The sequence below is a fragment of the Nocardia higoensis genome (assembly GCF_015477835.1).
GTDB classification, from domain to species: domain Bacteria; phylum Actinomycetota; class Actinomycetes; order Mycobacteriales; family Mycobacteriaceae; genus Nocardia; species Nocardia higoensis_A.
Map to the genome: position 1 here is coordinate 1,754,481 of NZ_JADLQN010000001.1, position 12,352 is coordinate 1,766,832.

Here is a 12,352-nt window from a genome sequence, read left to right on the forward strand (position 1 = left end):
TCAGCCTTCGACCCGCTTCTTCAGGCCGGTCAGCGTACTGTCCACCAGCCCTTTGATCACACGATTGCGGATGAAGCCGGGCAGCGGCAGATTATGGTGGATGGTCAGCCGGTAGGTCACCGACGTGGCAGCAGGGCCGGCCTCCTCGAGCTGGTAGTCACCTTCCTGACCGGTCTGCATGCGACCTTCCACCATCGACCAGCTCATGCCGTGGTCATGGTGGCTGTAGCGGAGAGTGTAGGTGTCGGTCCCGACCGTCGCCGACGCCTTGAACCGGGCGGTCACCGGCAGTCCGGTGTGCTCGTCGGCCTCGAGTACCTCGGCTTCGAGGATCTCGGGAATCCATTCCGGCTGGCTCTGCAGATCACGGATGGTCGCGAGCACCCGTGCCACCGGGGCGTGCAGACGCACGGTTTTCGTCGCGCTGTCAGTGGGCACGGCGACCGCCCCCGCAGTGATCAGCCGAACGGAACGTGGTGTGTGTCCATTTACCGGTCATGAGATCTCCTCGCGGTGGAGACGCCGACATCCTCGGGGCCCGAGGCCTCTGGTCGTGAGAGTACTCCGCTCGCGCGGACACCCATCTGCTCGACTCGGCGCACGCGCCGCTGGTCAGCGCATACGCTCCCCGGTGCGGGCATCGAAGAAAAAGAGCTCCTCGGCTCTCGGCCGCAGGTTCAACCGCTCGCCGAAACGCACCTGGTGGCGACGGTCGACGCGTGCGACCACCTTCCCGGAATGGCTGCGCCATTCCTCGGTGAGCCCGTGGCTGTAGACGAAGGACTCCGGGCCGATCTCCTCGAGCAGTTCCGCGTCCACCGCCAGGGTGCCGCCGGGCCCGGTGGCGAGTTCCCAGGATTCCGGTCGGATCCCGAGCACCACGTTCTCGCGCGCGGGTGTTCCGGGCGGTAGTGGGATGCTCAGCTCGCCCAGTACCGCCGCGCCGTCGCGCACCGGCGCCTCCAGCAGATTCATCGCCGGCGAGCCGATGAATCCCGCGACGAAGGTGTTCACCGGATCGTCGTAGAGTTTTCGGGGCGCGGCGATCTGCTGCAGTCTGCCTTCACGCAGAACTGCCACCCGATCGCCCATGGTCATCGCCTCGACCTGGTCGTGGGTGACATACACGGTGGTGGTGCCGAGGCGCTTCTGCAATGCCGCGATCTGCGACCGCGTGCTCACCCGCAGTTTCGCATCCAGATTGGACAGCGGCTCGTCCATGCAGAACACCTGGGGACGTCGGACGATGGCGCGCCCCATGGCGACACGCTGCCGCTGGCCGCCGGACAACGCGGCGGGTTTGCGGTCGAGCACATCCTCGAGTTCCAGCATCTTCGCCGCGTCGCGCACCCGCAGATCTGTGTCCGCCTTACTCATCCCCGCGTTGCGCAACGCGAAGCCCATGTTCTGTGCCACGGTCATGGTGGGATAGAGCGCGTAGCTCTGGAAAACCATCGCCACATCGCGAGCCCGCGGTGGCAAGCCGGTCACGTCCTTGCCGCCGATCAGGATGCGCCCGTCGGCGACGGATTCCAGGCCGGCGAGCATGCGCAGGCTGGTCGACTTGCCGCAGCCCGACGGACCGACCAGCACCAGGAACTCGCCGTCGGCGATATCGATTTCGAGCCGGTCGACGGCAGGTGCCGGTGCGCCGGGGTACCGGTGTGTCACACCTTCGAACTGCACGGTGGCCATACTGACGGTCTCCTCGCGAGCGGGCGCGGCGCTATTTCGGCAGCTTGGTGGAGATCTGCCGATCGATGATCGCTTGCAGTTGGTTGGTGACATCGGTGAAGGTGGCGGCCACGTCGGCGTTGAGCAATCCGATCTTTTCCAGGCCCGTGCCGATGATCTGGTCGCCACCCGGCACGAACACCCGCGCGTAATCCTGCGACTTGGTCAGCGACAGCTGATCGATGGCCACCTTGGCGTTCGGGTTCGCGGCGAGGAACGCCTGCTCGCTCGGGTCGGTCACGGCCGACTTGCGCACCGGCATGTACCCGGTGTTCTGCGAGAAGTAGGCCGTGTTCTGAGCGTTGGTGGCGAACTCGATGAATCTCAGCGCGTTCACCTTTCGCTCATCGGAGATGCGAGCGGGGATGGCCAGGCCCGCGCCGCCGGTGGTGACGCCGGGCCCGTTCGGATGCGGCAGGAATGCGGTGCCGAATTCCAGTTTGTTCTGGGCGTTCTGCGTGATGCCCCGCAGGTCGCCGGTCGAGGCGATGGTGGAGGCGATCACCCCGGCGGCGAAGTCGACCGCGATCTGCGGTTTGATCCCCGCGTACTTCTTAATGTTGATCATGTCGCGCAGGAATGTACCCGCCGCCAGAGTGCCGGGGTCGTTGAACTTCAGGGTCCACTCGTCGGAGTACGCCCCACCGAAGGTCCAGTTCGGGCCCTGGAAGGTCCAGGCCAGGTAGTTCTTCGCGTCGCCCCAGCCGTGCGCGAGTTTGCCCGCGCCGACCACCTCCTGCAGCTTCGGGCCCCACTCGTCGAACTCCTGCCAGCTCTCCGGGCCGCGGTCGGGCAGTCCGGCCCGGTTCCATACGTCCTTGTTGTAGTAGAACAGCGGTGTGGAGCGGGCGTAGGGCAGCGCGTAGTGCTTGCCGTTGAACTGGTAGTCGGCGACCAGCGAGTCGACGTAGTCGTCCACCTGCACGCCGACCTCGGCGAAATGGCTGTCCAGCGGTTCGATGGTGCCGTTGAGCGCGTAATTGAACCACCAGACATCGGAGAGCACGACGATATCGGGCAGATCCCCGCCCGACAGTGCCGCGTTGAACTTCTGCGACACCTCCTCGTAGTTCTTGCCCGCGTCGACCAGGTGCACCGTCAGGTCGGGGTGCTTTTCCTGGAAGCGCCGGATGATCTCGGTCTCGAGCTCCTTGGACGTGCCCGGATGGTTGGACCAGAAGGTCAGGATCCGGGCGTCGCCGGACTGCTCGCCGCTGCCACCGGTGCCCGCGCAAGCGGTCAGCACGGCGCCCGCCGCGGCCGCGCCGGTGAGCCCGAGAAAGCCACGCCGGCTGAGGGCGGGAAAATTCGTGGACACGTGATTGCTCCTCTGTCGGTTAACTCTTGACCGCACCTGAGGTGAGGCCTTTGATCATGTGGCGTTGCAGCAGCAGGAAGACGACGAGGATCGGCAGCATGGTCAGCAGCGTCCCCGCCATCACCGGCCCCCAGTTGGTGACGCTCGGATTCTCGGTGTTCTGTAGCAGGGTCAAGCCGACCGGCAGCGTGGCTACTGTCGTGTCATCAGCCATGAGGAACGGCCAGAGATACTCGTTCCATTCGTTCACCAGCGTTACCACCGCGAACGCGACCATGGTCGGCCCGGACATCGGCAGCACCACCCGGATGAGCAGCCGCCACCAGTTGGCGCCGTCCATCCGTGCCGCCTCGATGACCTCCGGGGGTAGGGAAAGGAAGTGGTTCCGCATCAGGAATGTTCCGAAGGCCACGCCGCAGAGTGGCACGATGATGCCCTGGAAGGTGTTGCGCCAGCCGAGCTCGGCGATCAATGCGTAATTCGAGATCACGGTGATCTGGTTGGGCACCATCAGCGCCGCGATGATCACCAGGAAGATCGCCGTCTTACCCGGAAACCGCAGGAAAACCAGGCCGTACGCGCTGAACACACCCAGCACGAACTTCACCGAGGAGACGACGCCCGTGACGATCAGCGAATTGCGCAGAAACGTCCAGAACGGTAACGCAGTCGTGGCTTCCCGAAAGTTCTCCGGATGCCAGCTGCGCGGCCAGTACACCGCTGGCTGCACATAGATATCCGGTCGTTGCTTGAACGAGGTGATGAAGATCCAGAACAGCGGGACGCCGACGATCATCAGCACGCATGTCATGGCGGCGTAGCCGAGTAGAGTCACCGCGCGCTGCCTGCGCCGATAGGAAAGTGTCTGTACACCCGTGTGTTTCATCGGCGATCTCGATCCATGACGCGCACCTGCACCAGCGTGACCGCCAGCAGCACGAGGAACATGATGGTGGCCACTGTCGCGCCGTAGCCGGCGCGGAAATTGCGGAAGGACTCCTCGTAGACTTGATAGACCATCGTGGTCGTACCGTTGCCGAGCGGCCCGCCGCGGGTCATCACGTTGATGATGTCGAAAACCTGCAACGAATTCAGCAGCACCGTGATGGACAGGAAGAAGGTCGTGGGCCGTAGCTGCGGCAGGAGCACTTTCGTGAAAGTGCTCCATCGGCCCGCGCCGTCGATCTCGGCGGCCTCCAGCAGATCCTCCCGGACTCCCTGCAGTGCGGCCAGATAGATGACGAATGTGTAGCCGAGGTTCTTCCAGATGTAGGTCACTGTCACCATGAACAGCGCCCAGTGCGGATTCTGGTAGAAATCAGGGACCTCGTGCACGCCCAGCCGGTGCAGCAGATCTCGGACCAGGCCGAAGCTCGGGTCGAAAATGAACTGGAACGCGACACCGATCGCGGCACCGGAGATGACGAACGGCGCGAAGACGGCCGAGCGGACTACATTGCGGCCGAACAGTTTCCGATCCAGCAGCAGCGCGAGACCGAGCCCGAGGACCATACTCGCGGCCACCGCGGCCACCGTGAACACCACGGTGTTGGCGACGACGGTCCAGGAGTCCGGCCTGTTCCACCACTCGCGATAGTTGTCGAACCCGACAAACGTGGCAACCGGGTCGGAAATATTCCAGTCGAACAGTGACAGCCGGATATTGTCGATCAGCGGTCGATAGACGAACAATGCCAGCAACGCGACGTTCGGCGACACCAGGACGAGAAACAGCGCGTAGTCCGGCCAAGGCCGATTGCGCAGGCCCCGTCCCGGGGGCCGAGGCAATACTCGCTCCGGTTTGTCTCGCACGGCGGTGACTCTACGGATGCAAGCAAACTGCCGGTTACGATCTCAGACCAGTGCGCTGAACTTATCGGACCGTCCCGGTTCACCGCTTCGATCAACCGGTCGGACAGCGAATTCCCGTCTGTGACAGGGATCCACAACCGTTCGCATCCTCGACCGTCGGCATCCGGGTGACGCGGGCCGCGCCGAACGCGACCGAGCATGACTCCGACAGCTGTCTACGGTCTCCGGCTCCCCGACGCCACAGCGGTACGGTGCGAGTCGAACGATCCGGATCGACCTGCTCTGCTTGATCGGATCGAAGCATTCGCGCGGCCCGGCGTGGCTCACGCCGGTGTCCCGGCCGTCGCCGCACGGCACGCACCGGATACCACATGCAGATGACTCGAGCGAAGCCGCCGCGTCGTCGAACCCGAGACCGGATTCGCAGCCGCTCAGCCCAGGTGACACCGATGGCGGCAAGGTGAGATTCCCCCGCTTCCGAGGACGGCTCTGAGCACGGTCCGATAGGAGGCTCGTGACGGGACCCCGTCGGTCGTTTTGCGGTGTACAAGAGTCGGTCATCGGTGTGTGCAGGTTGCAGCCCATCCGGCCGGAAGGCGCTAGCGCAGGGCGGAATGCTCGCGGTGGTGGTTGTAGTCGTGTTTTCAGGCGCTGATCACGACTCTGGCCTGGGTCAACGACCAGAAACTGTTGATGCTCGAGCATTCGTCGCGCGGGCGGCGCTTGAACGATTCGATGTAGCCGTTGCGTCACGGCTGACCAGGTGGAATGAAGGCCAGGCCGACGCTTTCACCGACCCGATCAGACATGGCCGTGCAGGCCAGTTCCCGCCCGTTGTCGCAACGCAGAGCGGAGTTCAACCAGAAGTATGTCGAAACCGGGCATGCAGTCCATCTCCGCCTCAGGCAGTCGCCTGTTCCTACTCCAGCTGGCCTGTCACCGGTGAATGAGACCGCCCGGATTCAGAGCCCTGTTGGCCCTGGTGAGGACCGGAAGGGACGTCTCGGTACCAAGGTTTCGAGACAACGGGTTCAGGCGCCGCCAATTCCCCCCCTGAGGTCCCCCAAGGGGTCTGATCATTCTGCCTGAGATGCCGCTGACAGCGTGTCGGCGCGGGGCGTCGACATCGGTGGCGGGGCCGGTGATCGCGTGCACGTGCTTCAAGATCGTGGCCCCGTTGACGGGGACCGATCAACCGGACTGCCCCAGATCTTCATCCGAGGACACGGTGACTCCGAGAGCGAGGGCGAACTCGTGTGCCAGATCCAGGAGTTGATGCGGGCTGATGATCAGCCCGTTCAGCGAGTGGTAGCCGCTCTCGATACCGATAGTGCGCGTACCGCGCAGGTCGACATTGCGCAGTGCCGCTTTGTCCAGGCGCAGCTTGTCCACGGTCGACCCCGGAAACCTGACGTCGGTCATCTTTGTGTCGGAGAAGTCGATTTCCCGGAGTAGACAGTCCACGAAAGCCACATCACGCAGTTCCGCGCCGCGTAGGTTGACGCCAGTCAACTTGCAGCCGACGAAGGTCACCCGTCGTAGCTGCGTGTCGAACAGTGCGGTTCCGGCGAGCACACAGGTGTGAATTTGGGAGTCGATCCACTGGGTTTCGGCCAGATCGGTACCGATCAACTGGGCCTGATGTATCCAGACTTCGTCGAAACGAGATCGGGTCAAGCGCCCCTCGGAGATGTTGACGTCGGTGAAGGCGACCTGTGTGAAGTGCGTGCCCTCGGCACGAAGATCGGTGAGATCGAAGCCGTCGAAGTGGGTTCCGCTGTAATCCTCGGAGGCCTCGGGTGTGCCCTCGGGCAGGGAAAGGTGATGGGCGAAGGGCAGTTCATCGATGTGCTGAATGATCGACCGCATCCTGTTCACGCCGCTTCGGTCGGTTCGGCCGCGGTCTGCGTGCCATTCGGCTGAATCAGCAGCGCCAGAAGTGCGCTGACGAGCGCGAGGCCGACTCCGATCCACATGACTGCCTGCATCCCGGACATGAATGCGAGTTCTGTTCCGCGGGTGACCGCCGCCGCAGTCGTGTCGCCCATCTGCGCGGTAACGGGTGCAATCCCCTGTTCGACGAGACCGGATTGCCCGATTACCTGCCCCGAGACCGCCTCGGGGACATCCGCGCTGTGAAGTTCCGATGGTAGCGCTCGAGCGACGATCGTTGCGATCACCGTCCCGAACACCGCTGTGCCGAGCACTCCACCGAGCTGACTTGCGGTGGTCTGCAGGCCCCCGGCGACGCCGCTGTGCTCGATGGGTGCGGTGCCGACGATGGCCTCGGTCGCAGCGACGACAATGATCCCCATGCCAGAACCGAGCAGGATCAACCAGGGCCACTGCTCATGGTAGGAGGACTGCGCCGACAGGCTGGCCAGCCCGGCGAAACTGACCGCCAACAGGGTCATCCCCAGGGCCAACGGCCAACGAGACCCCCACTTCTCGGTCATCATTCCACCGAGCGGCGAGCTGACGGTGAACACCACCATCAGCGGAAGCAAGCGAATCCCGGTCTCCAATGGTGAATGGCCGTTCACATTCTGCATGTAGAGACCGATGGAGAACAGCACCCCGTACAGCGCAATATTCCCACTGAGAAGCAGGACGACCCCGACCGACAGCGTGCGGGAACGAAACAGCGACAGCGGGAGGAGCGGTGCGGTGCCCCGGTGTTGCCAAGTCACGAATCCCGCCAGCAGAATCAGAGCTGCGACCGCGCTCGCGGCGGCCTGCCCGGACACCCATCCGCTGTTGGGGGTACCCGTCATGGTCCACACCACTGCGAACAGCGCCGCCGCGAGAAGGCCGGCGCCGACCGTATCGACCTTGCCGGCGCGGTCGGGGGTACGGCTCTCGTCTACCCACCGAACCGTGACAGCGGCTGTGATCAGCCCGATCGGCACATTCAGCAGAAAGATCGCCGACCACGACAGGTATTCCACCAATAGCCCCCCGACGATCGGACCGGCGGCGGCCGCAAATGCCGACGCCGCACCCCATGTCCCGATGGCACGGTTAAGTTCGGCGGGAGGAAAAGTCGACCTCAAGATTGCGAGAGTGTTCGGCACCAACATCGCTCCAGCGAGCCCCTGCAGCACGCGGAAGGTGATCAGCGCCGGGGTCGATGTCGACAGACCGCAGCCCAGGGAAGCAAGGGCGAACCCGATGACGCCGACCACGAAGACCCGACGACGACCGAATCTGTCACCGAGCTTTCCACCGATGATCATCGTCACCGCCAGCGTGAGTAGATAGCCGTTGGTCACCCATTGCAGACCGGTCAGCGAGGAGCCGAGGTCGCGACCGATCGTCGGATTGGCGATGTGGACGATGGTGCCGTCCAGGCTGACCATCACTACACCCGCCGCCACCGCGATCAGCGTGTACTGCCGTCGCCGCCTCGACAGGTACGTCTGGGGCAACAGTTCGGCTCTGTTCATATCGAAGCCTCCTAGGAAATGGAACACGACGTACCACTTGGTACTTGTTGTACCATTTACTGGGTGGATGACGCTAGTTGCACCAACACGACAGAACACCCACTGCGCTCGGACGCTCAACGCAACAGAGACGCCGTGATCGCCACCGCCATCCGAATGCTGGGGGCAGACCCGGAGGCGAGCATGCAGCAGATCGCCGCAAAATCGGGCGTGGGACGAACAACCGTCTACCGACACTTCCCCACACGCGAGCACCTCATGCAGGCGCTCATCGACCTCGTTGTCGACGAGCAGAGGGCCATCGTCACCGCGGCGATCACACCGGACGCTGATGCGGCGGCGGCATTTCACCGCCTTGGCCCGGGGATTATTCGAGTGGGCGAGCGCTACAGGTTCCTCGACAACCGCCCCGGCGCGATCACCGATGCGCCACTGCGCCATCCGGCGCCCGACGAGCCGCTTCTCATATGGCTCACCAGCGCCGTCCAGCGGGGTGAGCTCCGTGCGGACCTTCCCCCCGAATGGATGTACGCGATGATCCACGGACTCGCGCGCGCCGCCAACGAAGAAGTCCTTGCGGGTCGGCGAACAGCTGAGGAAGCTGGCCGATTGCTCGGCCGCACCCTGGCCGACGCCTTCGCCAGCCCCGGGCCCTGAGTCGGCTCCAGAAGCCGGCATCGCTCCGCCGCCGCCCCGGCGTCACCTGGTCAGGTCGCGCGGCAGGCAGCCGTTCTGCGGCGAGTTCGGTGCAGACCTTGTCGATCTGCTCGAGTTCGGCGACAGCCCGATGCCGAAGCAACGGCGCGGTCGGCTTCGCGGCAGCGAGAGAATTGTTGATCACCCACGCCCACGGTTCGATGCCCGCGCGCTGCAGGTCGGCTTGGAGGGCGGCAGCCTGGAGCATAGGAGTGATCTCGGCGAGGGTGACGATCACGACCTTTGCCTAGGCGGGGTCCCGCAGGCGCATCAGCGGGGTCGTGAAGCGCGCGCCCTCGCCCAACTGCCGGGCGATCTGCGATGATAGGAGCCGATAGCGTCGAGCAGCGGAAGGGTATGAACGGTCGGGGCAGTGTCGATGACGAACGGGCGCCCTCACTGTCGGCGTTTCGCATGCCTGGCCCCGCCCCCTTCTCAACGGAATACGCGCCGCGGCAACGGTGGCGGCTGAACCACTCCGTTAGGACAATCTGCCGGGAATGGCCTGTGCAGCAAAGCTGAGATGTGCGCCACAGCTCGCGTCCCGGATGTCCACTCTACCCTCCCGTGAGGGTAGAGTTCAGCTCGCTGAGTGGTAGCTGATGTCGATGCGCGTCCGGCGGCGTGGCCGATGCGATCGACTCTCCACCCGTTTCCGGGGGCAGCCACTCGCGGTCCCGATGACTTTCTCTCCGGCGAGCGGTTTCGCGTTCGCCGGGGTGCGCCCGCGTGCGCGTGATGCATGGAAATGGAGTGCCGATGGTGTCGACGACACATCGACCGGTTGATGAAAGTTCGGTGCTGGCCGCGTTGCGCAGCCCGAAACGGTTGCGCATCGAGGTGCTGGCCGGTCTGGTCGTGGCGTTGGCGTTGATTCCGGAGGCGATCTCGTTCTCGATCATCGCCGGTGTCGATCCGCGGGTGGGGTTGTTCGCCTCGTTCACCATGGCGGTGACCATCGCGATCGTCGGCGGCAGGCGCGCGATGATCTCCGCGGCCACCGGCGCGATCGCACTGGTCATCGCGCCGTTGGTGAAAGAGCACGGCGTGGACTACCTGATCGCAGCAGTGCTGCTGGCCGGTGTGCTGCAGATCGTGCTCAGCGTGGCCGGGGTGGCCAAGCTGATGCGGTTCATCCCGCGCAGTGTGATGGTCGGGTTCGTCAACGCGCTGGCCATCCTGATCTTCCTCGCGCAGGTTCCGCACCTGCTGGGGGTGCCGTGGCTGGTGTATCCGATGGTCGCCGTCGGGCTCGCGGTGATGGTGTTCCTGCCGAGGCTGACCACCGTGGTCCCGGCGCCGCTGGTGGCGATCGTCGCGTTGACCGCGGTGACGATGGTGTTCGCGTTGAACGTGCCGAACGTCGGTGACGAGGGCGAGTTGCCGTCGAGCCTGCCGTCGCTGCTGATCCCGAATGTACCGCTGAGCCTGGAAACGCTACAGATCATCGCCCCCTACGCATTGGCGATGGCCTTGGTCGGGCTGTTGGAGTCGCTGATGACCGCCAAGCTGGTCGACGACCTCACCGACACCCATTCCGACAAGACCCGCGAGGGTTGGGGTCAGGGTGTAGCCAACATCGTCACCGGGTTCTTCGGCGGCATGGGTGGCTGCGCGATGATCGGCCAGACCATGATCAATGTGAAGACCTCCGGTGCCCGCACCCGCATCTCCACGTTCCTGGCCGGTGTGTTCCTGCTGATACTGGTCGTCGCCATGGGCGGGCTCGTCGCCAAGATCCCGATGGCGGCGCTGGTGGCGGTCATGATCATGGTCTCGGTCGGCACCATGGATTGGCACTCCATCGCACCGAAGACCTTGCGGCGCATGCCGATCGCCGAAACCACCGTCATGGCGGTCACCGTCGTCGTCACGGTCGCCACCCACAACCTCGCCTACGGCGTCATCGCCGGAGTACTCACCGCCATGGTCGCTTTCGCGCACCGGGTCGCCCACTTCACCGAGGTCGACAAGGTGGCCGAGGCCGACACCGACCACGACGGCGCCATCGACACCCGCGTGTACAAGGTGCGCGGAGAGTTGTTCTTCGCCTCCAGCAACGACTTGATCTACCAATTCGACTACGTCGGCGATCCGGCCAATATCGTGATCGACATGTCGGATGCACACATCTGGGACGCCTCCACCGTGGCGACCCTGGACGCGATCACCACCAAATACGCCGCCAGGGGCAAGAACGTGGAGATCATCGGGCTCAACCCGGCCTCGGAAGCCCGCCACGAGCGGCTGTCCGGGCACCTGGCCGGTGCGCACTGACATGGGCGCCGAGTCCAGCGGCTACTCTCAGATCGGGCAGGTAGCCGAGCGAACCGACCTGTCGCTCAAGACGATCCGCCACTACGACGAGATCGGCCTGGTGCAACCGTCGGCGCGGTCGGCAGGCGGGTTCCGCCTCTACACCGCCGCCGATGTCGACCGGCTGCTGCTCATCCGGCGGATGAAGCCACTCGGGTTCACCCTCGCGGAGATGAAGCACCTGCTCGAGGCTATCGACGTGCTCGACGACCGGTCGGCCGCAGCCGGCCGGCGAGAGACGGCGCAGGCGGATCTGTTGTTCTACCGCGACAAGGCCATCGACAGCGCCGAACGACTGCGGCGCCAACTCGCCTACGCCGAGGAGTTGACCGGCCTGCTCACCACCCGCACCTCGCCGCCCTCGGTCTGACCGGACTGCTCATCGCTTCGACCCGGGTCCTGTTCCTGCGGGGCATCGATCCGCAGGAACACGAGACCGGCGAGGATCACGGCTGCGAGCACCGCGGCGAGCAGGTAGCCGGTGGTGATCGAGGTGGCGGCCATGAGCGGACCGAACACCAGTGGCGAGCCGAACTGGCCGGTGAACATCGCCGTGCCCGACAGCGAGGTCGCCTGGCCGCGCCGCGCTGCCGGTGGTGTGTCGCCGAGATCGCTCACCACGCCGCACTGCGCCACCACAGCAACGCCCTGTCGCTGGCGACCCACGAACGCCTGGTCGAAGCCCTCGAAGCCCGCACCGGTGCCGACAGCCGCGCCGACGTGACCATCCGACTGCTCCCGGAGCTGACCATGGCCGCTTGGCGCTGCGGAGCCAAGAATTGGGTCCGCGCCGAACGCCATTCCGCCCGCCGCGGCGTGGGTGCGCGCGCATCGCTGATCGCCCGCGTCGAGGAAGCCTTCGCCGCCCTACCCGGCGCGCTGAGCCTGACCATCGAACAGATCACCGTCGCCACCCCGGGCGCCACCGAGCCCGGCCGGTCCACATCGTGATCGCCGCGCAGGTCGGTGCATACCTGCCCCTGGCCGAATGAGCAGCCGTCATAAGCACCGCCACCGCGATCATGCCCGC

Annotated in this window: 12 protein-coding genes and 2 pseudogenes; 4 read left to right on the forward strand and 10 right to left on the reverse strand. The window is 64.9% G+C overall.

Features of this window, described 5'->3' with window-relative positions; translation table 11 throughout:
- The 8 genes and pseudogenes from IU449_RS07885 to IU449_RS07915 all read right to left on the reverse strand — a co-directional run bounded on the left by IU449_RS07885 (nt 1) and on the right by IU449_RS07915 (nt 8,310).
- On the reverse strand, nt 1-438 hold the full coding sequence (locus IU449_RS07885) for an SRPBCC family protein (protein ID WP_195001223.1): 438 nt from the start codon (nt 436-438) through the stop codon (nt 1-3).
- Nucleotides 439-612: 174 nt separating this feature from the next.
- Complete coding sequence (locus IU449_RS07890; RefSeq protein WP_195001224.1) at nt 613-1,695, reverse strand: ABC transporter ATP-binding protein; 1,083 nt, start codon at nt 1,693-1,695, stop codon at nt 613-615.
- A gap of 31 nt (nt 1,696-1,726) precedes the next feature.
- A complete protein-coding gene (locus tag IU449_RS07895) occupies nt 1,727-3,052 on the reverse strand; it encodes an ABC transporter substrate-binding protein (RefSeq protein WP_195001225.1) in 1,326 nt (441 codons plus the stop codon).
- A gap of 19 nt (nt 3,053-3,071) precedes the next feature.
- Nucleotides 3,072-3,938: a carbohydrate ABC transporter permease gene (locus IU449_RS07900; RefSeq protein ID WP_195001226.1), complete on the reverse strand. Its 867-nt coding sequence runs from the start codon at nt 3,936-3,938 to the stop codon at nt 3,072-3,074.
- Nucleotides 3,935-4,864, reverse strand: coding sequence for a carbohydrate ABC transporter permease (locus IU449_RS07905; RefSeq protein ID WP_195001227.1), 930 nt, complete (start codon nt 4,862-4,864; stop codon nt 3,935-3,937). The genes IU449_RS07900 and IU449_RS07905 overlap by 4 nt, the downstream gene beginning before the upstream one ends.
- A gap of 599 nt (nt 4,865-5,463) precedes the next feature.
- Nucleotides 5,464-5,724 (reverse strand): annotated as a pseudogene (locus IU449_RS28940) (integrase core domain-containing protein); the annotation flags it as partial.
- A gap of 331 nt (nt 5,725-6,055) precedes the next feature.
- Nucleotides 6,056-6,733: a pentapeptide repeat-containing protein gene (locus IU449_RS07910; protein WP_195001228.1), complete on the reverse strand. Its 678-nt coding sequence runs from the start codon at nt 6,731-6,733 to the stop codon at nt 6,056-6,058.
- Between the two features lie 5 nt (nt 6,734-6,738).
- Entirely contained in the window at nt 6,739-8,310 is a 1,572-nt protein-coding gene (locus tag IU449_RS07915) for an MFS transporter (RefSeq protein ID WP_195001229.1), read from the reverse strand.
- 135 nt (nt 8,311-8,445) lie between these two features.
- On the opposite strand from IU449_RS07915, the gene IU449_RS07920 reads away from it, so the two are divergent.
- On the forward strand, nt 8,446-8,967 hold the full coding sequence (locus tag IU449_RS07920; RefSeq protein ID WP_195001230.1) for a TetR/AcrR family transcriptional regulator: 522 nt from the start codon (nt 8,446-8,448) through the stop codon (nt 8,965-8,967).
- A 79-nt stretch (nt 8,968-9,046) separates the two neighbouring features.
- Here the strand turns inward: IU449_RS07920 and IU449_RS28945 are convergent.
- Nucleotides 9,047-9,390: pseudogene (locus IU449_RS28945) on the reverse strand (arsenical pump-driving ATPase); the annotation flags it as partial.
- 375 nt (nt 9,391-9,765) lie between these two features.
- Between IU449_RS28945 and IU449_RS07925 the strand changes: the two are divergent.
- Entirely contained in the window at nt 9,766-11,283 is a 1,518-nt protein-coding gene (locus IU449_RS07925) for a SulP family inorganic anion transporter (RefSeq protein ID WP_195001231.1), read from the forward strand.
- 1 nt (nt 11,284) lies between these two features.
- Nucleotides 11,285-11,692: a MerR family transcriptional regulator gene (locus IU449_RS07930; protein ID WP_195002393.1), complete on the forward strand. Its 408-nt coding sequence runs from the start codon at nt 11,285-11,287 to the stop codon at nt 11,690-11,692.
- Here the strand turns inward: IU449_RS07930 and IU449_RS07935 are convergent.
- The gene (locus IU449_RS07935) at nt 11,635-11,961 is read right to left on the reverse strand and encodes a hypothetical protein (RefSeq protein ID WP_195001232.1); all 327 of its coding nucleotides are present in this window, start codon (nt 11,959-11,961) and stop codon (nt 11,635-11,637) included. The genes IU449_RS07930 and IU449_RS07935 overlap by 58 nt on opposite strands.
- A gap of 81 nt (nt 11,962-12,042) precedes the next feature.
- On the opposite strand from IU449_RS07935, the gene IU449_RS07940 reads away from it, so the two are divergent.
- Nucleotides 12,043-12,273 (forward strand): hypothetical protein, encoded by a 231-nt coding sequence (locus IU449_RS07940; protein WP_195001233.1) that lies wholly within the window; start codon nt 12,043-12,045, stop codon nt 12,271-12,273.
- Nucleotides 12,274-12,352: the final 79 nt, after the last annotated feature.

Excerpts from the sequence above, each read along its gene's own strand:
- IU449_RS07890 (WP_195001224.1), bottom strand. The coding sequence starts at position 1,695 with ATGGCCACCGTGCAGTTCGAAGGTGTGACACACCGGTACCCCGGCGCA.
- IU449_RS07900 (WP_195001226.1), bottom strand. The coding sequence starts at position 3,938 with ATGAAACACACGGGTGTACAGACACTTTCCTATCGGCGCAGGCAGCGC.
- IU449_RS07910 (WP_195001228.1), bottom strand. The coding sequence starts at position 6,733 with ATGCGGTCGATCATTCAGCACATCGATGAACTGCCCTTCGCCCATCAC.
- IU449_RS07915 (WP_195001229.1), bottom strand. The coding sequence starts at position 8,310 with ATGAACAGAGCCGAACTGTTGCCCCAGACGTACCTGTCGAGGCGGCGA.
- IU449_RS07925 (WP_195001231.1), top strand. The coding sequence starts at position 9,766 with ATGGTGTCGACGACACATCGACCGGTTGATGAAAGTTCGGTGCTGGCC.
- IU449_RS07930 (WP_195002393.1), top strand. The coding sequence starts at position 11,285 with ATGGGCGCCGAGTCCAGCGGCTACTCTCAGATCGGGCAGGTAGCCGAG.